This is a genomic window from Enterobacter cloacae complex sp. 2022EL-00981 (assembly GCF_028737495.1).
Taxonomy (GTDB): domain Bacteria; phylum Pseudomonadota; class Gammaproteobacteria; order Enterobacterales; family Enterobacteriaceae; genus Enterobacter; species Enterobacter cloacae.
The window spans coordinates 1-25,117 of record NZ_JAQZRK010000037.1; the positions used below are offsets into that span (position 1 = coordinate 1).

General features: G+C 53.1%; 22 protein-coding genes, 1 tRNA gene and 2 rRNA genes. 5 read left to right on the top strand and 20 right to left on the bottom strand.

Annotated elements, in window-relative coordinates; translation table 11 throughout:
* Positions 1-3 precede the first annotated feature (3 nt).
* The 3 genes from rrf (PUZ33_RS22110) (at position 4) to rrf (PUZ33_RS22120) (ending at position 368) form a co-directional block, all read left to right on the top strand.
* Positions 4-119, top strand: a 5S ribosomal RNA gene (gene rrf, locus PUZ33_RS22110).
* A 14-nt stretch (positions 120-133) separates the two neighbouring features.
* A tRNA-Thr gene (locus PUZ33_RS22115) sits at positions 134-209 on the top strand.
* Between the two features lie 43 nt (positions 210-252).
* A 5S ribosomal RNA gene (gene rrf / locus PUZ33_RS22120) occupies positions 253-368 on the top strand.
* Between the two features lie 106 nt (positions 369-474).
* Here rrf (PUZ33_RS22120) and PUZ33_RS22125 read toward each other — a convergent pair.
* The 7 genes from PUZ33_RS22125 to PUZ33_RS22155 form a co-directional block, all read right to left on the bottom strand.
* Entirely contained in the window at positions 475-1,233 is a 759-nt protein-coding gene (locus PUZ33_RS22125; protein WP_013099005.1) for an amino acid ABC transporter ATP-binding protein, read from the bottom strand.
* 7 nt (positions 1,234-1,240) lie between these two features.
* Positions 1,241-2,344 (bottom strand): amino acid ABC transporter permease, encoded by a 1,104-nt coding sequence (locus PUZ33_RS22130; protein ID WP_058680237.1) that lies wholly within the window; start codon positions 2,342-2,344, stop codon positions 1,241-1,243.
* Positions 2,345-2,353: 9 nt separating this feature from the next.
* On the bottom strand, positions 2,354-3,535 hold the full coding sequence (locus PUZ33_RS22135) for an amino acid ABC transporter permease (protein WP_013099003.1): 1,182 nt from the start codon (positions 3,533-3,535) through the stop codon (positions 2,354-2,356).
* Between the two features lie 67 nt (positions 3,536-3,602).
* The gene (locus PUZ33_RS22140) at positions 3,603-4,628 is read right to left on the bottom strand and encodes an amino acid ABC transporter substrate-binding protein (protein ID WP_013099002.1); all 1,026 of its coding nucleotides are present in this window, start codon (positions 4,626-4,628) and stop codon (positions 3,603-3,605) included.
* A gap of 473 nt (positions 4,629-5,101) precedes the next feature.
* On the bottom strand, positions 5,102-5,323 hold the full coding sequence (locus PUZ33_RS22145) for a lipoprotein (RefSeq protein WP_013099001.1): 222 nt from the start codon (positions 5,321-5,323) through the stop codon (positions 5,102-5,104).
* A gap of 293 nt (positions 5,324-5,616) precedes the next feature.
* Positions 5,617-8,730 (bottom strand): efflux RND transporter permease subunit, encoded by a 3,114-nt coding sequence (locus PUZ33_RS22150; RefSeq protein WP_058680238.1) that lies wholly within the window; start codon positions 8,728-8,730, stop codon positions 5,617-5,619.
* 11 nt (positions 8,731-8,741) lie between these two features.
* Positions 8,742-9,881, bottom strand: a complete 1,140-nt coding sequence (locus PUZ33_RS22155) for an efflux RND transporter periplasmic adaptor subunit (RefSeq protein WP_013098999.1) — start codon at positions 9,879-9,881, stop codon at positions 8,742-8,744.
* A gap of 386 nt (positions 9,882-10,267) precedes the next feature.
* Here PUZ33_RS22155 and envR point away from each other — a divergent pair, with 386 nt between their 5' ends.
* Positions 10,268-10,987: an acrEF/envCD operon transcriptional regulator gene (gene envR, locus PUZ33_RS22160; RefSeq protein ID WP_058680239.1), complete on the top strand. Its 720-nt coding sequence runs from the start codon at positions 10,268-10,270 to the stop codon at positions 10,985-10,987.
* On the opposite strand, the gene PUZ33_RS22165 is transcribed toward envR, so the two are convergent.
* The 13 genes from PUZ33_RS22165 to acuI form a co-directional block, all read right to left on the bottom strand.
* Positions 10,903-12,984: a putative bifunctional diguanylate cyclase/phosphodiesterase gene (locus PUZ33_RS22165; protein WP_058680240.1), complete on the bottom strand. Its 2,082-nt coding sequence runs from the start codon at positions 12,982-12,984 to the stop codon at positions 10,903-10,905. The two genes, envR and PUZ33_RS22165, sit on opposite strands and share 85 nt — an antisense overlap.
* A 139-nt stretch (positions 12,985-13,123) precedes the next feature.
* The gene (locus PUZ33_RS22170) at positions 13,124-13,288 is read right to left on the bottom strand and encodes a DUF2556 family protein (protein ID WP_029883261.1); all 165 of its coding nucleotides are present in this window, start codon (positions 13,286-13,288) and stop codon (positions 13,124-13,126) included.
* A 180-nt stretch (positions 13,289-13,468) separates the two neighbouring features.
* Positions 13,469-13,765 (bottom strand): DNA-binding transcriptional regulator Fis, encoded by a 297-nt coding sequence (gene fis, locus PUZ33_RS22175; RefSeq protein ID WP_000462905.1) that lies wholly within the window; start codon positions 13,763-13,765, stop codon positions 13,469-13,471.
* 23 nt (positions 13,766-13,788) lie between these two features.
* Complete coding sequence (gene dusB, locus PUZ33_RS22180; protein WP_013098996.1) at positions 13,789-14,754, bottom strand: tRNA dihydrouridine synthase DusB; 966 nt, start codon at positions 14,752-14,754, stop codon at positions 13,789-13,791.
* A 329-nt stretch (positions 14,755-15,083) separates the two neighbouring features.
* Positions 15,084-15,965 (bottom strand): 50S ribosomal protein L11 methyltransferase, encoded by an 882-nt coding sequence (gene prmA / locus PUZ33_RS22185; protein WP_058680241.1) that lies wholly within the window; start codon positions 15,963-15,965, stop codon positions 15,084-15,086.
* An 11-nt stretch (positions 15,966-15,976) separates the two neighbouring features.
* Positions 15,977-17,428, bottom strand: coding sequence for a sodium/pantothenate symporter (panF, locus tag PUZ33_RS22190; protein WP_020687390.1), 1,452 nt, complete (start codon positions 17,426-17,428; stop codon positions 15,977-15,979).
* A complete protein-coding gene (locus PUZ33_RS22195; protein WP_013098993.1) occupies positions 17,418-17,660 on the bottom strand; it encodes a YhdT family protein in 243 nt (80 codons plus the stop codon). Before PUZ33_RS22195 ends, panF begins: the two co-directional genes overlap by 11 nt.
* 108 nt (positions 17,661-17,768) lie before the next feature.
* Positions 17,769-19,118 (bottom strand): acetyl-CoA carboxylase biotin carboxylase subunit, encoded by a 1,350-nt coding sequence (gene accC / locus PUZ33_RS22200; protein ID WP_003860388.1) that lies wholly within the window; start codon positions 19,116-19,118, stop codon positions 17,769-17,771.
* A gap of 10 nt (positions 19,119-19,128) precedes the next feature.
* Positions 19,129-19,593 carry an acetyl-CoA carboxylase biotin carboxyl carrier protein gene (accB, locus tag PUZ33_RS22205; protein WP_013098992.1) on the bottom strand — a complete coding sequence of 155 codons (465 nt, stop codon included), beginning with the start codon at positions 19,591-19,593 and terminating at the stop codon, positions 19,129-19,131.
* A gap of 21 nt (positions 19,594-19,614) precedes the next feature.
* Entirely contained in the window at positions 19,615-20,067 is a 453-nt protein-coding gene (gene aroQ / locus PUZ33_RS22210) for a type II 3-dehydroquinate dehydratase (protein ID WP_040021895.1), read from the bottom strand.
* Between the two features lie 233 nt (positions 20,068-20,300).
* Positions 20,301-20,900: a protein-methionine-sulfoxide reductase heme-binding subunit MsrQ gene (msrQ, locus tag PUZ33_RS22215; protein ID WP_013098990.1), complete on the bottom strand. Its 600-nt coding sequence runs from the start codon at positions 20,898-20,900 to the stop codon at positions 20,301-20,303.
* Positions 20,901-21,902 (bottom strand): protein-methionine-sulfoxide reductase catalytic subunit MsrP, encoded by a 1,002-nt coding sequence (gene msrP, locus PUZ33_RS22220; RefSeq protein ID WP_013098989.1) that lies wholly within the window; start codon positions 21,900-21,902, stop codon positions 20,901-20,903.
* A 77-nt stretch (positions 21,903-21,979) separates the two neighbouring features.
* Positions 21,980-22,954, bottom strand: a complete 975-nt coding sequence (acuI, locus tag PUZ33_RS22225) for an acrylyl-CoA reductase (NADPH) (protein ID WP_045293540.1) — start codon at positions 22,952-22,954, stop codon at positions 21,980-21,982.
* 181 nt (positions 22,955-23,135) lie between these two features.
* Between acuI and csrD the strand changes: the two genes are divergently transcribed.
* Positions 23,136-25,076 carry an RNase E specificity factor CsrD gene (csrD, locus tag PUZ33_RS22230; protein ID WP_013098987.1) on the top strand — a complete coding sequence of 647 codons (1,941 nt, stop codon included), beginning with the start codon at positions 23,136-23,138 and terminating at the stop codon, positions 25,074-25,076.
* Positions 25,077-25,117 lie beyond the last annotated feature (41 nt).

Below are 25,117 nucleotides of genomic sequence, written 5' to 3' on the forward strand. Positions count from 1 at the left end.
TTGCCTGGCGGCTTTAGCGCGGTGGTCCCACCTGACCCCATGCCGAACTCAGAAGTGAAACGCCGTAGCGCCGATGGTAGTGTGGGGTCTCCCCATGTGAGAGTAGGGAACTGCCAGGCATCAAATTTAGTGTGCTGATATGGCTCAGTTGGTAGAGCGCACCCTTGGTAAGGGTGAGGTCCCCAGTTCGACTCTGGGTATCAGCACCACTTTATACTTAGGTTAAAGTTCGGCAAGAAGTAAAAGAATTTGTCTGGCGGCTTTAGCGCGGTGGTCCCACCTGACCCCATGCCGAACTCAGAAGTGAAACGCCGTAGCGCCGATGGTAGTGTGGGGTCTCCCCATGTGAGAGTAGGGAACTGCCAGACATCAAACAAGTGAAAAGGCCATCCGAAAGGATGGCCTTTTTGCATTTCTACACGGCGCACAGCGTAGGCCGGGTAAGACGAAGCCGCTACCCGGCATAACAAACGACTAGTGAATCACCTGTGACAGGAATGCTTGCGTGCGTTCTGACTTCGGATGCGCAAAGAACTCATCCGGTGGCGCCTGTTCAACAATCTCTCCGCGATCCATAAAGATCACCCGATCAGCCACGGTCCTGGCGAACCCCATTTCATGAGTCACGCACAGCATAGTCATTCCGGATTGTGCCAGCCCAATCATGGTATCCAGGACTTCTTTCACCATTTCAGGATCCAGCGCTGAAGTTGGTTCATCAAACAGCATAATTTTGGGCTTCATGCACAGTGAACGGGCGATAGCCACACGCTGCTGCTGGCCACCCGATATCTGGCCTGGAAATTTATTGGCGTGCTCAGCAATACGTACACGTTCCAGATAGTGCATCGCTAACGCTTCAGCTTCCTTTTTTGGCATTTTGCGCACCCAAATCGGCGCAAGCGTACAGTTCTGTAGCACCGTCAGATGGGGGAACAGGTTAAAGTGCTGAAACACCATCCCGACTTCCTGACGCACGCGTTCGATGTTGCGAATGTCTTCATTCAGTTCGATACCATCAACAACAATACGCCCCTGCTGATGCTCCTCAAGGTGATTGATGCAGCGAATGGTTGTCGATTTCCCGGACCCGGAAGGGCCGCAAAGGACAATGCGTTCGCCCTGCTTGACCTTAAGATTGATATCTTTCAGGACGTGAAATTGCCCGTACCATTTATTCACGTTTTCCAGCGTAATCATCGCGTCGGCGGGTGTCATAGTTATTTGGCTCATAATTTCCTCAGTGCGGTGTACGCCCGGTGTTAAAGCGCTTTTCCAGATGCTGGCTATAGCGCGACATGCTAAAACAAAAGATCCAGTAGATCAGAGCAGCAAAGACATATCCTTCGGTGGACATGCCAAGCCAGACAGGGTCAACCGTTGCCTGTTGCACGCTGCTAAAGAGATCGAACAATCCGATAATGATCACGAGGCTGGTATCTTTGAAGAGGGCGATGATCGTGTTCACCAGCCCGGGGATAACCAGCTTGAGTGCCTGCGGAAGTATCACCAGCCCCTGTGTTTTCCAGTAACCGAGCGCCAGTGATTCCGCAGCCTCATACTGCCCTTTAGGCAATGCCTGCAGACCGCCACGCACCACTTCCGCAACGTAGGCTGACTGGAACAGAATGACTCCCACCAGGGCACGGATCAGTTTGTCTATCGTCGTGCCTTCTGCCATAAACAATGGCAGCATGACCGAAGACATAAAAAGGACGGTAATAAGCGGTACACCGCGCCAGAACTCAATGAAAATAACCGAGAGCACACGGACAACGGGCATTTTTGAGCGACGGCCTAGCGCCAGTAAAATGCCCCACGGCAGTGCGCCTGCGATCCCAACAGAAGCAATAATCAGCGTCAGCGTTAAGCCGCCCCATTGTCGGGTTTCCACACGTTCCAGCCCCAGGAAACCACCGTACAACAGCACCCACACAGCAATCGGATACACCACCGCCCAGCAGGCGATGTACCGTCCGCGTTGCGGCAGCCTTTTCCAGAACATCACGGCGATGGAGAGCAGCCCAATAACCAGCGCCAGATTGATTCGCCAGCGTTGTTCGTGCGGATACAATCCATACATGAACTGACCAAAACGCTCGTGGATAAACACCCAGCAAGCGCCAGCTTTTGTACAATCTGCCCGGGTTGAACCGACCCAGTTAGCCTGCAAGAAAGCCCAGTTAATGAGTGGCGGGATCAACTCCCACATCAGCCACAGACAAATTATTGTCAGCAGACTGTTACCCCAGCTGGAGAACAGATTCTTACGCGCCCAGAGAATAAAACGTCCACCTGTCGGGTTGGCAGGACGCGAAGAGTGCGACAGTATCGCTTTTGTCATCATAGTTCCTTAGCGCTCGACCAGTGCGATACGGCGGTTATACAGGTTCATCAGCAACGAGATCGCCAGGCTGATAATCAGATAGACGGACATGGTGATGGCAATGGTTTCAATGGCCTGTCCTGTCTGGTTAAGCACGGTGCCGGCGAACAGTGACACCATATCCGGGTAGCCAATTGCGGCGGCCAGCGACGAGTTTTTGACAATATTGAGGTACTGGCTGGTCAGGGGCGGAATGATGACCCGTAACGCCTGTGGAATAATGACCTGTCGAAGCGTTACCGTATGAGGTAACCCCAGAGAGCGTGCTGCCTCGTGCTGTCCATGCGGGACTGCCTGGATCCCCGCCCGAATGATTTCGGCGATAAACGCAGACGTATAAATGGAAAGGGCCAGGGTCAGGGCCGCCAGTTCAGGAATTAACACCATCCCGCCCTGGAAGTTAAAGCCCCGCAAATGTGGGACATCCCAGTGTAACGCGGCACCAAAAAGCCAGTGTGTCAGTAGCGGCAGACCGATAATCAAAAGCGCCGCAATTGGCCATGTCTTGCGAAGCTGCCCGGTTTTGATCTGATGTTTGCGGTTATAGCGAAATAGCCCGGCAGAGAGGGCGAGTGCGATGATAATCGCGGCGATAAAAGCATATATCCCTTCTGCGAGTTCAGGAGAAGGAATATAAAGCCCACGGTTGCTCAGAAAAAACAGATCGAAGGCATCGACAGCCTGACGTGGCCCCGGAAGGTTACGCAGCACGGCGAAATACCAGAAAAAAATCTGCAGCAGCGGCGGGATATTACGGAACGTCTCAATGTAAATGGTGGACAGCTTTCGCAGCAGCCAGTTATCTGACAGGCGAGCGAGGCCAATAAAAAAGCCCAGTATGGAGGCGAAAACAATACACAGCGCGGAGACCAGCAGTGTATTGAGTAAACCGACGAGGAACACGCGGCCGTAGGTATCGCCTTCCTGATAGTCAATAAGATGCTGAACAATGCCAAAACCCGCACTGCGATCCAGAAAAGCAAATCCGGAGGTAATACCACGATTATTCAGGTTGGTAACCGTGTTATGAATTAAATAAATGGCGATAAGAACAACCGCAAGAATGGCAATAATCTGGAATAGCCAGGCGCGGACCGCGGGATGAGAAAAGGATAACGATCCTTTTACGGGGGAGCGGCGATGGAACATAAAGAAACCTCGGTAACCATGACTCTGGAGTGGGCACTGCGTTCACAGTGCCCGTTACAGCAAAGACTTAACGTACTGGCGGTGCGTACTGAATACCGCCGTTATTCCAGAGATTGTTCTGGCCGCGTTTGATCTTCAGCGGGCTTTCCGATCCCACGTTGCGCTCAAAGATCTCAGCGTAGTTGCCCACCTGTTTAATGATGTGGTACGCCCACTTGTTATCCAGCTTCAGATCCTTGCCAAAATCGCCTTCTGTGCCCAGCAGGTGTGCCATATCCGGGGTAGACGGTTTGGCAGCTTTCTCATCGACGTTTTTCGAGCTGATACCCATCTCTTCTGCATTTAACATGGCGAACAGGGTCCAGCGAACGATAGAGAACCAGTCTTCGTCGCCACGGCGAACGACGGGACCAAGGGGCTCTTTAGAGATGACTTCAGGCAGGACGATCCACTCTGCCGGGTTACTCAGCTTAATACGCAGCGCGTAGAGCTGTGACTGGTCAGACGCCAGCGTATCGCAACGGCCAGATTCCAGCGCTTTGGCTGATTCATCAGAGCGATCGAATGTCACCGGGGTGTACTTCATATTATTCGCTTTGAAATAATCGGCGACGTTAAGCTCGGTATCGGTACCGGCCTGAATACATACGGTTGCACCGTCCAGCTCTTTGGCGCTTTTCAGACCCGCTTTATTGTGGGTCAGGAAACCGATGCCGTCATAATAGGTGACACCGGTGAATGACATCCCCATGCCTGCATCACGGGAGGAGGTCCAGGTGGTATTACGGGAGAGCATGTCCACTTCGCCGGACTGCAGCGCGGTGAAACGTTCTTTGGCCGTCAGCGGGGTATATTTTACTTTGCTGTCATCACCGAAAACGGCAGCGGCGACGCCCCGGCAGACGTCAACATCGATACCGGTAAATTTGCCGTTAGCATCGGCATAAGAGAAGCCAGGCAAACCGTCGCTGATACCGCACTGAACAAAACCTTTCTTTTTCACGGCATCCAGCGTTGTGCCCGCATGGGCCTGACCCGCAACAGCAAACAACATACCCGCAGCGGCCAGGCTGGCTATCATCGTCTTTTTCATAATGCATCCTGTGTGGCTAAATTTATCGTTATTTAGGTGTTTTAAACACTTTTACCCATCTGTGGCGTTGGCCGACGTTTATATAGCAAACGTAATGCCAGGTTTCGCGCTCGATGAAATAAGCGATAAGTGAACGCTTAATGCTGAGTGTAGACAGGCTTAAATAAAAGGAGCGCCCCGAAACGGTGCGAAATTACAACCTGTGCCACAAATCGGAGCAAAACTTTTAAGGAGGGTCAGAGAAAAAGAAGAGATAGTTTCCGGAGTGAATATTGGCCGGGTATTCAATAAGATGAATGGGTGAAAATCATTAAAACTGAATACAAAATTAAAAGGGGAAGTGAAAAAGAGGTGACAGGCTTCTGGCTAAAATTAATGGTGTGAATAAATACGGGTCTTTTTTTTACTGATTTGATATTACTGCACTCATTCAAAGCAAAAGCGCGGCCAGAGCCGCGCTTTCTGAACAGATGTTATCGGGTCAGGGCAACAATACCCAGCGTCAACCCCGCCACCGCGGCAGCACCACCAGCGATAGCACCTGCTGTTTCCCAGTTATCCTGAGTGGTACCTTTCATACAGGTATTGGTATGAACCAGTCGGCCCTGATCGTCGTATACCGGTACACATGGGGAGTCGTGCGCGCATCCAGCCAGCAGCGCAGCGAGTAGTGCAACGGAAATGAATCTTTTCATGATGTTACCTCAGTATTATTTCGCGTCCGCTACAAAGCCAGGAGGGCTATTAACGAACTGGAGGTTATTTTACCACCGGGATAAGCCCACGTTACACGAGGAATAATCTCAAATTATGTTGTTTGTAAACATCGTGGAGAAAAGCGTTTCGTCAGAACGAATTAATGGAGAAATTATGGAGTAACAACGTGGCGTTCTTACTTAATGCAAACTGACTCTTTTTAACACTGCGATCTTAATACACTGTTTATCTTAAAATAAAAAAGGCACCAGAGGTGCCTTTCAGGTATTCATTACTCTTTATGGCGCGTAAAGCGTCGCCGGACGACCACAAAGAAAACGGGCACGAAGAAGATAGCCAGAAGCGTTGCGGAAAGCATGCCCCCCATGACCCCTGTCCCGACCGCGTTTTGCGCACCGCTCCCGGCGCCATGGCTGATCACCAGCGGCATGACGCCAAGAATAAAGGCGAGCGAGGTCATCAGGATCGGTCGAAGGCGCATTCTCGATGCTTCCAGCGTGGCTTCAATGATGCCTTTACCCTCTTTTTCCATCAGATCTTTGGCAAACTCAACGATCAGAATGGCGTTTTTAGCCGACAAACCAATCGTTGTCAGCAAACCCACCTGGAAATAGACGTCATTGTTCAAGCCACGTAACGCTGCTGCAACCAGCGCCCCTATGACTCCCAGCGGAACCACCAGCATCACTGAGAAGGGAATGGACCAGCTTTCGTAAAGAGCAGCCAGACACAGGAACACCACTATCAGTGAAATAGCGTACAACGCAGGCGCCTGATTTCCGGAAAGTCGCTCCTGATAAGACATTCCTGTCCAGTCATACCCGATGCCGGAAGGCAGTTTTGCAGCAAGACTTTCCATCAGCGCCATGGCCTCACCGGTACTTTTACCGGGTGCGGACTCACCGATGATCTCCATGGATGGCATTCCGTTATAGCGCTCCAGGCGAGGTGAACCGTACACCCAGTGCGAGGTGCTAAAGGCGGAGAAAGGTACCATCTCACCATTTGCGCTGCGTACATACAGGTTGCTGATGTCACCAGGCAGCATACGGAAGTGCGCATCAGCCTGGACATAGACCTTTTTCACGCGTCCATGATCGATAAAGTCATTTACATAAGTTCCACCCAGGGCCGTTGAGATGGTCTGGTTGACATCAGAAAGACTGATGCCCAGCGCCTGAGCCTTCTCCTGGTCGACATCCAGTTTAAACTGCGGGGTATCTTCCAGACCATTTGGCCGCACGCGCACCAGCATGTCAGGGTGCGCTTTCACCATTCCGAGAAGCTCATTCCGCGCCTGCGTCAGCGAGGTATGCCCCAGGTTTGCCTGATCAATCAGTTCGAAGTCGAAGCCCGTTGCGGTTCCCAGTTCGATAATCGCAGGCAGGTTAAACGGAAATACGAGCCCATCTTTAATCTGACTGAAGGCTTTTGTCGCGCGGCCAACAATCGCCTCAACGCTATTTTCCGCTCCCGGTCGTGCTTCCCAGGGCTTCAGGCTGATAAAGGCAATACCGGCGTTCTGGCCCTGGCCGCTAAAACTAAAGCCATTAACGGTAAAGACAGATTCAACATTGGCCTTCTCGTTTTTCAGATAATAGTTCTGGACCTGATCGAGGACCTGCTGTGTACGCGTCTGGGTCGCACCGGCCGGAAGTTGCACCATCGTCATAAATACCCCCTGGTCCTCTTCGGGCAGGAAGGAGGTGGGCAAGCGCAGGAATAGCACCGCCATACCACCCACAATGATGATGTACACCACCAGGTAGCGTCCGGTCTTGCGTAAAATGCCGCTCACGCTGTTGCTGTAGTGCTCCACGCTGCGGTCAAAAAGCGCATTAAACCAGCCAAAGAAACCGCCTTTCTTTTCGTGGTGATCGCCGGATACCGGTTTAAGCAGGGTTGCGCACAGCGCGGGGGTCAGGATCAGGGCGACCAACACGGAGAGCGCCATTGCCGAAACGATGGTCAGTGAAAACTGGCGATAGATGGCCCCGGTCGAGCCACCGAAAAATGCCATCGGGATAAAGACCGCCGACAGCACCATGGCTATACCCACCAGTGCGCCCTGAATCTGTTCCATCGACTTCTGCGTCGCCTCTTTCGGCGGCAGTTTGTCTTCTACCATCACGCGTTCGACGTTCTCAACGACCACGATGGCATCATCAACCAGCAAGCCTATTGCCAGCACCATCCCGAACATCGTCAGGGTATTGATGGAGAACCCGAACGCCGCCAGCACCGCGAAGGTACCCAGCAAAACAACCGGCACCGCGATAGTGGGGATAAGCGTCGCGCGCAGATTTTGCAGGAACAGATACATCACCAGGAAGACGAGGATGATCGCTTCAAACAGGGTTTTCACCACTTCGTGAATAGAGATCTTCACAAACGGCGTGGTGTCGTACGGATAAACCACCTTCAGACCCTGTGGGAAGAATTGCTGCAGTTGCGCCAGCTTACTCTTAATGGCCGCCGCCGTATCCAGCGCATTTGCACCGGTCGCCAGCTTAATCCCCAGGCCGGTTGCGGCCTGCCCGTTGATTTTGGTCACCATATTGTAGTTTTCACCGCCCAGTTCAATGCGTGCGACATCCTTCAGGTGCACCATCGAGCCGTCCTGGTTCACCTTCAGCGTCACGCGGCCAAACTCTTCCGGTGATTTCAGGCGGGTTTGCGCAATGATCGAGGCGTTCAATTGCTGGCCCGGCACGGACGGCGTTCCGCCTAGCTGGCCTGCCGCTATCTGGTCATTCTGGGTTTTCAGTTGATTAATAATGTCCAGCGGCGTCAGCTGGTATTTATTCATCGCGTTACTGTCGAGCCAGATGCGCATTGCATACTGGGCACCAAACAGCTGAACATCACCCACCCCAGTGGTTCGACTAATGGCATCTTTCACATTCGAGGCGACGTAGTCGGAAATGTCATCCTGCGAGAGGCTTTTATTGTCTGAAACAAAGCCAGCCACCAGCAGGAAGCTGCTGCTGGACTTCTCAACGCCGATCCCTTGTTGCTGCACTTCCTGCGGCAGCAGCGGCATGGCGAGCTGAAGTTTATTCTGAACCTGAACCTGGGCGATATCCGGATCTGTACCAGACTCAAAGGTCAGGGTGATGGTGACATTACCTGCAGAATCGCTGGTGGATGACATATACATCAGGTTATCGATGCCGTTCATATTCTGTTCGATAACCTGCGTCACGGTATCCTGCACCGTCTGCGCATCTGCGCCAGGGTAGGTTGCGGTTATGGCAACCGCGGGCGGGGCGATAGTCGGATACTGCGCTACAGGCAGTTTGAGGATCGCCAGCCCACCTGCAATCATCAAAATGATGGCGAGTACCCAGGCGAAAACCGGCCTCTGGATAAAGAAATTAGCCATGACGTCGTTCCTTAACCGGCTGGAGTCGTAGAGGTATCGGGTGTGGCGACGACGGTAGCCCCAGGTTTGGCTTTTTGTAACCCACTGACAATCACGCGGTCACCGTTTTTCAGCCCCTCTGTGACCAGCCAGCGATCGCCAATGGCCTGAGAGGCAACGACGGTGCGTGACTCAACCTGGTTTTTGTCGTTAACAATCAGGACGGTTGCATCCCCACGCGGCGTGCGGGTGACGCCTTGCTGTGGGATCAGAATCGCATTCGGCTGCGTACCCTCATTAATGCGGGCGCGTACAAACATTCCCGGTAACAGCAGGTGTTGCGGATTCGGGAAAATCGCCCGCAGAGTGATGGAGCCAGTGCTTTCATCAACCGTCACATCAGAAAACTGCAGCGTGCCTTTTAGCGGATAGGGCTGACCATTCTCCATCAACAGCTCGACGGTGCTGGTGGTCTCCCCTTTTTGCAGGCTTGTCTGCTTCAGACGCATAAAATCATTGCTGGACTGGGTGACATCGACATACATCGGATCCAGTTGCTGTACCGTTGCCAGGGCGTTTGCCTGGCCGTTGGTGACGAGAGCTCCCTCGGTCACGCTGGATTTACCAATGCGACCATCGACGGGAGAGGTGACTTTGGTATAGGCAAGGTTGATGCGTGCGCTTTCAACTCCTGCTTTTGCAGCAACGACGCTGGCATCCGCCTGCTGAGCCGTCGCAACGGCCTGGTCGTACTCCTGCTTACTGACATACTGTGTGCCCACCAGCGGGAGATAACGTTTCACCGTAAGGTGCGCAATATTGGCTGCCGCCTGGGCTTTCGCCAGCTCTCCTTTTGCGCTGTCATACGCCGCCTGATAGCTGGCGGGATCGATCTGATAAAGTGACTGACCAGCTTTGACATCGCTGCCTTCGGTGAAATTGCGACGCAGGATAATGCCGCTAACCTGAGGACGCACTTCCGCAACGCGAAACGCATCTGTTCTGCCCGGCAGCTCTGTTGTCACAGTGAGGGGGGCACTTTTGACAATGTGTACACTCACCTGAGGCGGCTGCGGTTGATGTTGCTGATTTTCCTGCCCATCGCATCCGGCAAGCAGTGCGGCGCAGACAATAAAACCGGTTAAGGGCAAGCGTCTGAAATGATTCGTCATTACTGTTCCTTTAAATACCCATTAACCGATATTTCCGTGGATCGGTGACAGGGCAGGGGACAAAAACAAAAAATGTAGCTGCGTATAATAATGAGGGTATTTAATGTTTTTTAATTTATAAGTGCGGATAAATGCGGCAGGAAAGAAAATCAGAAGAAGGCTTTGCGTTTACAGCAATATACTTTAACAAAAGTAATCAGGAGAGTGATGTTTCATAGAGGGCATTCATCTGTTTTGTGAATTTCATTATTGGCATGTATTTGCCTCAATTATAAATAAAGCGAATTGACTTTTTTTGTGCAGAATTCACCTTGTCTTTCATGAATACTTCCGATTACAAAACCCTCCCAAACAGCTTAATTCTTGTGAGTAACGAGTAGTCGTCCATGGCGCGTAAAAAGAAAGCAGAGGCTCAACAAACCCGTCAACAGCTGATTGAAGCGGCTATCGGGCAGTTTGCGACACGTGGCGTAACCAACACAACGCTGACAGATATCGCCGATGCGGCAAAGGTGACGCGTGGGGCCGTCTACTGGCATTTCACCAGTAAAACAGAGATATTTAATGCTATCTGGGAACAGCAATTGCCGCTTCGCGATCTCATTCGTGACAGACTTTCTCTTTCCGAAAAAGATGATCCCTTGTTAATGCTTCGTGAGCAATTTATCACTGCGTTGCAATATATTGCGCATGAGCCTCGCCAGTGTGCGCTGTTACAGATTTTGTATCATAAGTGTGAATTTACCAGTGATATGGTTTCCGAGTATGAAATCAGGAAACGTATTGGTTTCAACAATGATTTTCTACGTGCGACACTGGAGCGCTGTATTTCACGAAACATCATTTCTTCGCAGGTCAATGTGGATTTAACGCTGATAGTGTTCCACGGATTTTTTAGCGGAATAATTAAAAACTGGTTAATGAATAACGACAGCTTCAACCTCTATCAACAGGCACCTGCTCTGGTCGATAACATTCTGGCGACACTCCCGGTGATGCGCGTGTCGCCACGTGAGGAGGCTTACGACTCGGTGTCGGGCAAGATCTCTCCCTGCTCGCAAAGCGCTTCAATGGTCTGCGCGCTGACAGGTTTCCCTAACAAATAGCCCTGAAGGGTATTACAGCCCAGTTCCGTCAAAAAGGCTTGCTGTGCTTCGGTTTCCACCCCTTCAGCCACCACTTTCAGATTCAGCGTTTTCGCCAGGGCGACAATCGCGGAGACAATGGTCGCATCTTCGCTTTCTCCACTGAGCTCTTTTACAAACGCCCTGTCGATTTTCAATTCACAGGCGGGTAAGCGTTTAAGATACAGCAGGCTCGAGTAGCCGGTACCAAAGTCATCAATAGAGGCTTTTACGCCTGCATTCGTCAGCTCTGTCAGCACCCGCACGCTCTCATCCGGGTTACTCATCGCAGTGGTTTCCGTCACTTCAAGGATCAGCATTTCTGGCGGTACCTGATGACGTGTCAGACAATCAAGCACCGTACTCACCAGAGAAGGTTGTTCAAACTGAAGTGTCGACAGGTTCACCGCCATTGACCAGTTTTGATGCCCTTTAAGGTGCCATTCCCGCAACTGGCGGCAGGCTTCGTTGATAACCCAGTTGCCAATGGGAATGATCTGTCCCGTTTTTTCTGCCAGCGGCAGGAACAGGTCTGGCGTCAGCAATCCCAGCTTCGGGTGTTGCCAGCGCAGGAGTGCCTCAAACCCGAGTACGGGGCCTGCCGGCGCGTGGAATTTGGGCTGATAATGCAACTGTAGCTCATTACGATCGATGGCCAGCCACAGATCGTTCATCAGCTGCAAATGGGTTTGCGCCAGCGTGTTCATGGAGGGCTGGAAAAAGTGATAACCGTTACGGCCCATATGCTTGGTGTGGTACATCGCCGCATCGGCGTTAAACATCAGCTCGCGATCGGTTTTGCCATCGTGAGGATAAAGCGCAATGCCAATACTGAGGGTCACCACCAGTTCATACGGATCCACATTGAATGGACTATCGATAGCGCGCACCAGGGCATTGGCAAGGGAGGCTGCATCGTCCGGCCCCCCAACTTCTGCCAGCAGAACAAATTCATCACCGCCAATACGTGCAAGGGTGAACTGGCCTTTCAGAGGGAGCAGCAGGCGTTGCGTAACGGCAACCAGCAGTTTATCGCCGACATCATGCCCGTAGGCGTCATTGACGGTTTTAAAGCCGTCGAGATCCATAAACATCAATGCGAAATGCGTGCCTTCACGATCTGCTTTGTTGATGGCCTGATCGAGTCGATCTTCCAGCAGGATACGATTGGGCAGGCGCGTCAGCGTATCCTGTAGCGCCAGCTGGGCCAGCTCCCGGTTTGCTTCCGCCAGAGACGAGGCGAGGAGAGAGGTGCGTGCCTGCAGGCGCGCATCCAGCATCGACACCAGCAGGGTGATACCAAGGATGGCGAGAGCGACAACGCTCACCAGCACGGCCAGCCAGCTGCCGTTAATCCCCTCATGGTGAGCCATGGTCGACACTGGAAACTGTGCGGCTTTCATCCCCGCATAATGCATTCCGGCAATCGCAATTCCCATCGTGATTGCGGCACCCATGCGCATCAGCGCGACCTGAGCGGCCTCATGACGCAGGCGGAACGTCAGCCACAGTGCCGCGAGCGACGCAGCAAGCGCAATAGCGACTGATATCGCCACCCATGTTTTATCCCAGATAATACCGGGCGTAACCTCCAGGGCCGCCATGCCGGTGTAATGCATGGCCACAATACCGGTTCCCATGACTAGTGCACCGGGCAGCAGACGGCGCAAACGCAGCTGCTCGCAGCTGACAAGCCACAGCGCAAACAAGGATGAACCCACGGCGATAACCATCGATAACCCCGTCAGGGTGGCGTTGTAGCTCATGCTCATGGAGAGATCCATCGCCAGCATGCCGATAAAATGCATCGCCCATACGCCAATACCCATTGCAACACCGCCACCGGCCAGCCAGATGCGCGCTGCCACGCCCTGACTTCCCGCCACACGCGCGGCCATATTCAGCGCGGTATAGGCAGCAAGGATAGCGACAACAAAGGAGAGGACGACAAGGATATGGTTGTATTGGCTAACCAGCATGATCGGTTCAACTCGAGTGTGAGGTTACGCAAGGGCGGTGGTGAAGGGCGAGACATTATCATCGTAAGGTAATGACTCAAAGGGATTTAAATCCCCGTTTTTATTAAGTGATTTCGGGGTTTTTGACGACGTTGGCGGCTCAGTCCAGCTCTGAACAATTGACGAGTTTAAGCGGGTTCACGGAATCCATATTGCGACACTTATCGGTTTCGGTGCTCATCAGTTCAATCCATTGCATCAGCAGCGCATCAAAGAGAAAAACTGAGATAGCAAAGACAACCAGCCACCAGTATTTACGAATCATTATGACATTCCGGAAGAAGAGAGCCAGTAAGGTGGTGGAAATATACACGAAAAGCGGCGGTTGAAAAGTAGGGAAAGCGAAGGTTTACAAAGCGTTGACGGTGGCAAATGTGGAGCAATAAAAAAGGCGCATCCCCATGCCAGGTAGCGCCTTTTTAAACAAGCATTTCGCTAACCGAAATTAGTTCATGCCGTATTTTTTCAGTTTCTTACGCAGAGTACCACGGTTGATACCCATCATCAGCGCAGCGCGGGTTTGGTTACCGCGGGTGTATTGCATCACCATGTCCAACAGTGGCTGTTCAACTTCAGCCAGTACCAGCTCATACAGGTCATTAACATCCTGACCATTCAGTTGAGCAAAATAGTTCTTCAGTGCCTGTTTAACCGAGTCACGCAGGGGTTTTTGAGTTACCTGATCCTGAGAGTTAACGGTAGAAACGGTCAGTACGTCAGAATTTACGCGTTGTTCGAACATAGTTCTGTCAGCTCTTTATTTCATTACGCAAGATTTTCGAAGTATGCCTCCAACGCCTCCAGCTGTTCGCTGGCATCCTCTATGGCGTTGAATGTGCGCCGAAACTGGTCATTTGGAGCGTGCTCCTGGAGATACCAGGAGACGTGTTTACGCGCAATTCGGTACCCTTTTGCCTGGCCGTAGTGGTCATGCAGTTCCCGAACATGCGAACAAAGCAAGCGCTTAACCTCTGCCAGAGGCAGCGGGGCAAGCAGCTCCCCAGTGTCCAGATAATGCTGGATTTCCCGAAAGATCCAGGGTCTTCCCTGAGCTGCACGTCCTATCATCAGAGCATCAGCTCCCGTATAGTCGAGCACAGCTCTGGCTTTAAGCGGGTCAGTAATGTCGCCATTCGCGATAATCGGAATGGAAACTTTCTGCTTAACTGCCCGAATGCTGTCGTATTCAGCTTCACCGTTGAACAAACAGGCGCGAGTGCGTCCATGAATGGTCAGGGCCTGAATGCCACAGTCTTCGGCCAGTTGGGCAATCTCTACACAGTTACGGTGTTCCGGCGACCAACCCGTGCGAATCTTCAACGTAACAGGAACGTCCACTGCGCTGACAACCGCCGTCAGGATTGACTTCACCTGGTCGGGGTATTGCAGAAGGGCTGAACCTGCAAGCTTGCGATTCACTTTTTTGGCCGGGCAACCCATGTTGATATCAATAATCTGGGCGCCACTTTCCACGTTAATCCGCGCGGCATCTGCCATCTCTTCAGGCACACTTCCGGCGATTTGCACGGTGCGAATACCTGGTTCATCAATGTGCACCATCCGAAGGCGGGATTTATCGCTTTCCCAGACCTGCGGGTTAGACGACATCATCTCGGAAACGGTTAAACCGGCTCCCATCTCATAACACAGCGTCCTGAACGGCCGGTCGGTAATACCTGCCATTGGGGCTGCGATCAGGCGATTTCTGAGCTGGTGGTGTCCGATGCGCATGAGTTAAGAAATGACCATACTGTGACTGCAAGGCGGCGTATATTACGCATTTTTTGCACGAGATGAAAGGCCAAACTTTGAACAATCCACTGTTGTAGATCAAGGAATCGCCACCCAGTCACAATGATAAAAATTATTTTTTATTTAAATCATTATGTTATGTATTAACGGCGATTTTATGACCGCTTACAATTTCCCGTAACTTCTCATCATTTCTCAAAAAATGAATCCGTTGAGCGGGATATTCTGCTGTTTTTAGCAGCAGATTCTCCCGCTTCTATGCGATCTGCGTCGCATTTTAGAACATCATCTCAGTACGAAAAATGTTCTTATTTTTTACGGCCCGTGATGCGGCACCACTCTTCTTTTTCCACCACCGGATCGAGGGTGAAGAGATCGGCGTAGGCTTCGCAAACGCTGTCAGCCTGGCTTGCCAGGATCCCGGACAGCCCCAGCAGACCGCCCTCAACGGGCAGCACGCTGATTAACGGTGCAAGCTCGCGTAATGGGCCCGCCAGGATGTTAGCGACCACCACATCGGCTTTCATGGCATCTGGCTGCGCGTCCGGCAGATACAGCTCAAGGCGATCGGAAACGCCGTTACGCTCGGCGTTATCACGACTGGCCTGAATAGCCTGCGGATCGATATCGATCCCGATGGCTTTTGCGGCGCCCAGCTTCAGTGCGGCAATGGCGAGGATCCCGGATCCACAGCCGAAGTCGATCACGGTTTTCCCTTCCAGATCCAGGCCATCCAGCCACTGCAGGCACAATGAGGTGGTCGGGTGGGTGCCGGTACCGAATGCCAGACCCGGATCGAGCATCACGTTGACCGCGTTTTCATCGGGAACCTCGCGCCAGCTTGGGCAGATCCACAGACGCTTGCCAAACTGCATGGGGTGGAAGTTATCCATCCACTCGCGTTCCCAGTCTTTGTCTTCCAGTTGTTCGATTTTGTGCGCAAAACCCGCGCCCAGCAGAGGATGATGTTCCAGAATCGCGACCACTTCTTTCATGTCGGTTTCGGCATCAAACAGGCCAATCACGTCGGTATCGCCCCACAGGCGCGTTTCGCCCGGCAGCGGCTCAAAGACCGGCGTGTCATGCGTGTCCTGGAAGGTGATAGAGACCGAGCCGGCCTCCATCAGCGCATCGCTCAGCTCTTCGGCGTGAGCGCCGGTTGTGTTCAGTTTTAGTTGGATCCACGGCATGGCAAAACTCTTTATTTATCAGTAGACATCATAGCGGGTTGTGGGACGGGTTGACCGAAACGGTTCCCCACCACAAACGCCAGTAAACTTAACAGTAACGAAGGCACAATTGGATGGAAGCCCAGGTACTGGATCTTAAAGGTGGCGAGCACGGCGTACACGACACCGCCAACAATCATGCCGCTTAGCGCGCCCGCAGCATTCGCGCGTTCCCAGTACAGGCCAAGCACCAGCGGCCACAGGAAAACAGCTTCAAGGCCGCCAAACGCAAGCAGGTTCAGCCAGATGATCATCTCCGGTGGACGCCAGGCGGCCAGCAGCAGCAGCGCCCCTAATAACAGCGTAATCACCGCAGACATCCGCTTTAAGCGTCGTTCGTTTTTCAACTGCTCGGGACGCAAATTCAGATAGAGATCTTTGATAATCGTAGCGGAACTTTGCAGCAACTGAGCGTTGATCGTCGACATAATGGCGGCCATCGGTGCGGCAAGGAAAATCCCGGCAGCAAAGGGTGGCAGGACTTTAACCATCAGGGTAGGGATCACCAGGTCGGGCACGGTAAGATCTGGGATCACCGCACGACCTAATGCACCCGCCAGATGCATTCCCAGCATCAGTATCGCCACCACAATGGTCCCGATAATAATGCCGCGATGAACCGCTTTACTGTCCTTATAGGAGATACACCGTACAGCGGTATGCGGCAGTCCAATGACGCCGAAGCAGACCAGCACCCAGAAGGAGGTCATAAAGGTGGGTGATAGAATGTCATCTGCGCCCTCTGGAGTGACCAGTTTCGGGTCAATCGCTTCAAGGGTTTCAACAGCATGGCTCAGGCCGCCTGCCGCATGGACAATCCCCACCAGCAGCACAATGGTTCCGATGAGCATCACCATGCCCTGCAGGGTGTCGTTCAGTACGCTGGCGCGAAATCCACCAAACGCCGTATAAAGCGCGATACTGATCCCAAAGATAAGCAGGCCAGTCTCGTAAGGGATCCCTGCTGCGGTTTCAAGCAGACGTGCACCGCCAATAAACTGCACCGTCATCGCACCCACAAAGGCGACCAGCAGGCTTAGACTTGCCAGCCATACCAGTAAACGGCTGCGGTAGCGGGCAAACAGCATGTCGTTCAGCGTCACGGCATTATAGCGACGCGCCAGAATAGCGAACTTCTTGCCGAGTATACCCAGCGAAAGCCAGATAGCCGGGAGCTGGATCATCGCCAGCAGCACCCAGCCTAACCCATATTTATAGGCTGCCCCGGGACCGCCAATAAATGAGCTGGCGCTGATATAGGTGGCGGTGAGCGTCATCGCTAACACAATGCCGCCCATTGAACGGCTGCCGAGGAAATATTCGTTCAGGAAGGTGCCGGTTGCCCTTTTGCGCATGGCATACACGGACACGCCAAACACGACCAACAAATACGCGATAAGCGGCAGAATGACTTCAAGCTGCATCGTCGTCCTCCAGCGGGATATCGCGATAAATGAATTTCACCATTGCCCAGCACAGCAGGATAAAAATCAGCGGTACCAGCAGACAGGCCATTTCAAACCAGTGAGGCAGGCCGGTGATGCCAATTGCAGAATCAGGTAAGTAAGCGGTTACTAACCATGCGGCAAGATAGAGAAGGGTCAGCCACAGCGCCCAGCGCGCTTCTTTATGGGCCTGAACAAAACGTTTGTCCATTTTTTGTCCCTTGTGGATGAAGAAAGCGGGGATTGTACATGATGGGCCTTGACGATCCCCAGAAATAAAAAAGGCCGGTTAAACCGGCCTTTTAGCATAGATGCTTTCTTACTTCTCGTTGAGACCGAGTTTTTTCTCCAGATAGTGGATGTTCGTCCCACCATTCTGGAAGTGCTCGTCGCTCATGATGCGCATCTGCAGATCAACGTTGGTTTTGATACCGTCGATGATTAGCTCCTGCAGGGCGTTCTTCATGCGGGCAATCGCCACGTCACGGTTTTCGCCGTAGCAGATAAGCTTACCGATCATTGAGTCATAGTACGGCGGTACGGTGTAACCGGCGTAGATATGAGACTCCCAACGCACGCCAAAGCCACCCGGCGCGTGGAAACGCGTGATTTTACCCGGGCTTGGCAGGAAGGTATTTGGGTCTTCGGCGTTGATACGGCACTCGACCGCATGGCCTTTGACCACTACTTCTTCCTGTTTGATGGACAGAGGCTGGCCGGCAGCGATACGCAGCTGCTCTTTGATCAGGTCAACGCCGGTGATCATTTCGGTAACCGGGTGTTCTACCTGAATACGGGTGTTCATCTCAATGAAGTAGAACTCACCGTTTTCGAACAGGAATTCGAAGGTACCCGCCCCGCGATAGCCAATGTCGACACACGCTTTGGCACAACGCTCGCCGATGTAGCGACGCAGTTCCGGGGTAATGCCCGGTGCTGGTGCTTCTTCGACCACTTTCTGGTGACGACGCTGCATGGAGCAGTCACGTTCTGCCAGATAGATAGCGTTACCCTGACCGTCAGCCAGCACCTGAATTTCGATGTGGCGTGGGTTTTCCAGGTATTTTTCCATATACACCATGTCATTGCTGAAAGCTGCTTTCGCTTCCGCTTTGGTCATGGAGATGGACTGTGCCAGTTCAGCGTCGCTGCGCACTACGCGCATACCGCGACCGCCGCCGCCGCCGGACGCCTTGATGATCACCGGGTAGCCAATGCGTTTAGCATGTGCACGGTTTGCATCCATGTCGTCAGTCAGCGGGCCGTCAGAACCTGGAACGGTTGGAACACCGGCTTTTTTCATCGCGGTGATTGCAGACACTTTGTCACCCATCAGGCGGATGGTGTCAGCTTTCGGGCCGATGAAGATAAAGCCAGAGCGTTCAACCTGCTCAGCAAAGTTGGCGTTCTCGGAGAGGAAGCCATAACCCGGGTGAATTGCCACCGCGCCAGTGATTTCAGCGGCGCTGATGATTGCCGGGATGTTCAGATAGCTTTTTACGGACGGAGCCGGGCCAATACAGACCGTCTCATCCGCCAGCAATACGTGTTTTAAATCGCGGTCCGCGCTTGAGTGCACAGCGACAGTCTTGATGCCCAGTTCTTTACAGGCACGAAGAATACGCAGTGCGATCTCGCCGCGGTTGGCGATAACAATTTTATCCAGCATGTTCGCCTCGTTACTCGATGACGACCAGCGGCTCGTCAAATTCTACCGGCTGACCACTTTCGACCAGAATCGCCTTCACAGTACCTGATTTGTCTGCTTCGATCTGGTTCATCATTTTCATGGCTTCAACGATACACAGGGTATCGCCTACGTTGACTTTCTGACCCACTTCGATGAACGCCTTCGCGTCCGGGCTCGGGGTGCGGTAGAAAGTACCAACCATTGGGGAACGTACGATGTGACCACTGATTTCTGCTGCAGCGGCAGGTGCGGCTTCAGTTGCGGCTGGTGCAACGGCTGCAGAGAGCGCAGGCTGCTGCACTGGCGCAGCATAAGCTTGCTGCATTACCGGGAAGCTAGCGGCTGGGGCTGCACGGCTGATGCGTACAGACTCTTCGCCTTCAGAAATTTCCAGTTCGGAGATGCCTGATTCTTCAACCAGCTCGATCAGTTTTTTAATCTTACGAATATCCATGAGTGGGTTCCGTACTCTTGTTTAGTGTGATTGTGACAGGCGTTTTACCGCTGTCTGTAAAGCGTATGAATAACCGTCTGCGCCCAGTCCGCAGATAACGCCAGCGGCGATATCCGACAGATACGAATGGTGGCGGAACGGCTCTCGGGCGTGCACGTTGCTGAGGTGGATCTCGATAAACGGGATACTCACCGCCAACAGTGCGTCGCGGATAGCAACACTGGTGTGCGTAAACGCGGCCGGATTGATCAGGATATAGTCCACAGTGTCTTTAGCCTGATGAATACGGTCGATGAGTGCGTACTCCGCGTTTGACTGAAAATGATCCAAATCCACATTCAGTGACGTTGCTTCCGTGCCCAAACGGTTAACAATTTCACTTAATGTCAGCGTGCCGTACTTCTCTGGCTCACGGGTGCCGAGCATGTTCAGGTTCGGTCCGTTTAAAACTAAGATTCGGAATTTTTCTGCCATTGTGTCGCTATCTCCTGCGAATCTCGGGTAAAAACCAAAATATACCTTTGAAACGCGAAAGTCACCTGATGACTTTCCTAAAATGCATTCAGGAAAACCAAAGTCGCACATTATAACGATTTCGTAGCATTTGGCAGCTAAATACTGGTCTTATCAGGGAAGATTATCAACCGCTATCCGAAAAAGAATGGCGGTTGATAAGTAATCTGCGGGAAAACGCACAGTTTCGCGAACTATCGCAACCACTGGCGGAACTTCTTGTAACGCCATGCTAAAAGCGCCAAAGCCAGCAGCGCGTAGAGGATGGGCTGAGGCGAGAGGATCTTCACGGACCACAGATAATGGATGGGTGCGAGGATCGCGACAAGATAGACGAAGTTGTGCAGCAACTGCCAGCGCTTACCCAGTTTTCGCTGCGCATATTGCGTGGATGTCAGCGCTAATGCCAGTAACACCAGCCAACTGACAATGCCCAGCGTCAGATAAGGACGCGTGACCAGTTCGCGGCCCAGCAGTGCCAGGTTGTTAATCCCCAGTTCCAGCAGCGCGTAGCTGGTCAGGTGCAACGTGGCCCAGGCAAAACACCATAGCCCTAATAGCCGACGTGTGCGTATCAATAATGGCTGTTTAGCGTAGCGCGCCAGCGGCGAAACCAGCAAGGTCGCCAGTAAAAATTTCAGAGCCATCCGACCGGTAAAGTGCTGGATATCTTTAGCCGGATCGGCACTAAAGAGCCCCTGGCTGGCGGCCCAGAACAACCAGATAAACGGGAGCAACCCGGCTAAATGCAGCAGCACTTTCAGCCAGGTTACCTGTTTTGCCGTTAAACGCACTCAGAAGTTCTCCCGTAAATTGAGGCCACGGTAGAGCGACGCCACTTCATCCGCATAGCCGTTAAAAAGCAGCGTGGGCTGACGCTTCACATCCAGCGCCCCGCCGGAACCGATAAACCGTTCCGTCGCCTGCGACCAGCGTGGGTGATCGACATGCGGGTTCACGTTGGCGAAGAAACCGTATTCGTCCGGCGCGGCGAGATTCCATGTTGTGGGCGGACGCTCGCGGGTGAGCTTAATACTGACGATCGATTTAATGCCCTTGAAGCCATATTTCCACGGTACCGTTAGCCGGATGGGGGCGCCGTTCTGCGGCGGGAGCGCTTTACCGTAAACGCCGACGGTCAGAAGGGTAAGAGGATGCATGGCTTCGTCAAGGCGTAATCCTTCTACATAAGGATATGCAAGCCCACCGCCGATGAACCGGTCCTTCTGGCCTGGCATCTCGTCCGGGGCGTAACGCGTCTGGAATGCGACATATTTCGCATTGCTGGTGGGTTCAACCATTGCCAGCAGCTTATGCAGCGGAAAACCTACCCACGGTACCACCATCGACCAGGCTTCCACGCAGCGCATACGATAGATGCGTTCCTCTAACGGGAAACGGGTGGTGAGATCGTGGTGATCCAGCGTTAAGGGTTTTGCCACTTCGCCGTCAATTTTCAACGTCCACGGATCGGTTTTCATGCTGCCTGCATTGGCCGCAGGATCGGCTTTATCAAGCCCGAATTCGTAGAAGTTGTTATAACCGGTGACTTTATCTTCTGGCGTGAGCGTCAGTTTGTTTTGCCACTCGGCAGGTTTCGTAAAGGTGAGTGGGGCACCGGAAGGGGCTTTTGGCCGATCGTTGCCTTTAAACCAGTCGAGCAAATCAGCGTGAGCCGCAGGTGTGAGCGACAACGCGGTGGCACTGATGCCAAGCATTTTCAGGATCTGGCGGCGCTGTAACATAAAGACAGATTCGGACGTTACGTCGGCTTCCGTCAGTTTTCGGGTTTTCATGGCATCCTCCGTCATGCGTTTTTCTAAGCATGACGGAGGAGAAGGATTAGCGCGAATATGTCACGAAAATTTGAAGATTAGGCAATTTTCACCAGCGCGCGGCCATGGAACTGATTATCCATGATCTTACCGGCATATTCCGGCGCCTGGCTGAGGGCGATTTCGGTTGCACTCTGCGTGAAGAAGGACTCAGGCAGGTCGCGTACCAGACGCTCCCAGGCTTCTGCACGACGGGCCGCCGGAGTCATGACGGAATCCACACCCTGCAGGCGCACGTTACGCAGGATAAAGGGCATAACGGTGGTTGGCAGCGCAAAACCGCCCGCCAGACCGCAGGCCGCCACGCAGCCGCCGTAGTTCATCTGCGCCAGCACTTTTGCCAGCACGTTATTTCCGACGGTATCCACCGCCCCGGCCCAGATCTGTTTTTCCAGCGGACGGGTTTCGGCAAATTCGTCGCGGCCAAGAATGCGGCTGGCACCAAGCTGACGCAGGTAGTCATGGGTGCTTTCACGGCCTGAGACCGCGACGACCTGATACCCCAGTTTGTGCAGTAAAGCCACCGCCGTGCTGCCAACGCCACCGCTGGCCCCGGTCACGACTATCTCGCCTGACTCAGGGCGGATACCGGCATCTTCAAGGGCCATGACACACAGCATGGCGGTAAAGCCTGCGGTACCGATAATCATCGCTTTGCGGCCATCCAGCCCAGCAGGCATGGGCACCAGCCACTCGCCTTTCACCCGCGCCTGCGTTGCCAGCCCGCCCCAGTGATTTTCGCCGACGCCCCAACCGGTGAGCAGCACCTGCTGGCCGGCATGAAACCGCGGATCTTCGCTGGAATGAACGTGGCCTGCAAAATCAATCCCTGGCACCATCGGGAAATTTCGGATGATTTTACCTTTGCCGGTGATGGCCAGGGCATCCTTGTAATTCAGACTGGACCAGTCGATGTCGACGGTGACGTCGCCTTCGGGCAGACGGCTCTCATCAAGGGCTTGCACCGAGGCAACGGTATTGCCGTCCTGCTGTTCTAAGATCAAAGCCTGCATACAGGATCCTCACTATTCTGATGATTGGAAAATGCGTTCTGAAGACTATACTCGCTCAATGAAACGCTATGCCGATTTAACGCAATAAATTGCCAGATACACCAGGTTTGGTAGTATGGCGCATTTGAAATGCAAGTTAGCGCTTACTCGCTACCCATCAACCCACGGAGTAATCTCAAGGATGCGATTAACGACGAAGTTCTCAGCTTTTATCACGTTGCTGACGGGGTTAACCATTTTTGTCACGCTCCTTGGCTGCTCCCTGAGCTTTTATAACGCCATTCAGGACAAGCTGGTCAACCGGGTTGAGTCTGTTGCGTCAGTTATTGATACGCGTCTGATTACCACTCCGCTACCGGAACTCTCCCGCGAGCTGGATGAATTGATGGTACCGGTTGATATTGTGCAGGTCGACATCACGCAGGGAAAGCATCCGGTATTAAGCCATCAGCGTCAGGGGAGCTATCGGCCTGCGGGCGTCGTGAGCCAGTATCGGGAAGTGAATGTCCATTCCCTTAAAAATCCGGGGATGACGATACGCCTGGTCTACCTCGATCCCATGGCCAGCTATTTCCGCTCGATGATGACCACCGCGCCACTCACCGTTGCCGTCGCCTTTATTGTCCTGCTGATTTTTCTTGCGGTTCGCTGGCTACGCCGTCAGCTCTCCGGTCAGGAGCTGCTGGAAAACCGCTCCGTGCGAATACTCAACGGGGAACGCGGCCCGCAGGTGCGGGGGTCGGTCTATGAGTGGCCGTCCAGCACCAGCAGCGCGCTGGACACGCTGCTTTCAGAAATTCAGTTCGCCAGCGATCAGCGCAGCCGCATGGATACGCTGATCCGTTCCTATGCCGCGCAGGATAACAAAACCGGTCTGAATAACCGCCTGTTCTTTGATAATCAACTGGCCACGCTGCTGGACGACCCGGAAAAAGTGGGAACGCACGGGGTCGTCATGATGGTTCGTCTGCCGGATTTCGATCTCCTGCGCGATACCTGGGGACGCCGCGTGGCGGAAGAGAACCTCTTTACGCTCATCAACTTGCTGTCGACTTTTATTATGCGCTATCCCGGCGCGCTGCTGGCGCGCTATCACCGCAGCGACTTTGCGGTGTTGTTACCCCATCGCACACTTAAGGAGTCGGAGAGCATCGCCAGCCAGTTGCTGAAGGCGGTGGATGCGCTGCCGCAGAGCAAAATGCTCGACCGGGATGATATGGTGCATATGGGGATCTGCGCCTGGCGCGGCGGGCAGTCAACTGAACAGGTGATGGAGCATGCGGAAGCGGCAACCCGAAACGCGGTGCTGCAAGGGGCGAACGGTTGGGCGGTATATGACGATTCCCTGCCTGAGAAAGGGCGTGGCAATGTGCGCTGGCGTACCCTGATTGAACAAATGTTGAGCCGCGGTGGCCCCCGCCTTTATCAAAAACCAGCGGTGATGAAAAACGGCCATGTTCACCACCGTGAATTAATGTGTCGCATTTTTGACGGCACGGAAGAGGTTATTTCAGCGGAATATCTGCCGATGGTCCTGCAATTTGGACTCTCCGAAGAGTATGACCGTCAGCAAATTAGCCGACTGATTCCGTTTTTATCTTTTTGGCCTGAAGAAAGTCTGGCATTACAGGTGACCGTCGAGTCGTTAATTCGCCCGCGTTTTCAACGCTGGCTGCGCGATACATTAATGCAATGCGAAAAATCGCAACGCAAACACATTATTTTTGAACTTGCAGAGGCGGATGTTGGTCAACACATCAGCCGGTTACGTCCGGTGGTACGTTTGATCAATGCGCTGGGTGCGCGTGTGGCGGTGACACAGGCGGGCCTGACGCTGGTCAGTACCAGCTGGATCAAGGAGCTGGATGTGGAATTATTAAAGCTACATCCGGGGCTGGTCAGGAATATTGAAAAGCGCACGGAAAACCAGCTGCTGGTGCAGAGTCTGGTGGAAGCGTGCAAGGGAACGCGAACACAAGTATTTGCCACGGGCGTGCGCTCCAGAGGCGAATGGCAGATGTTGACAGAGCGTGGTGTGATGGGCGGTCAGGGGGATTTTTTTGCCGCCTCTCAGCCGCTTGACACCAATGTGAAAAAATATTTGCAAAGATACTCTGTTTGACCTGCCGTTTACGCTGTTTTCACGTAGAATATCGCGCCTGT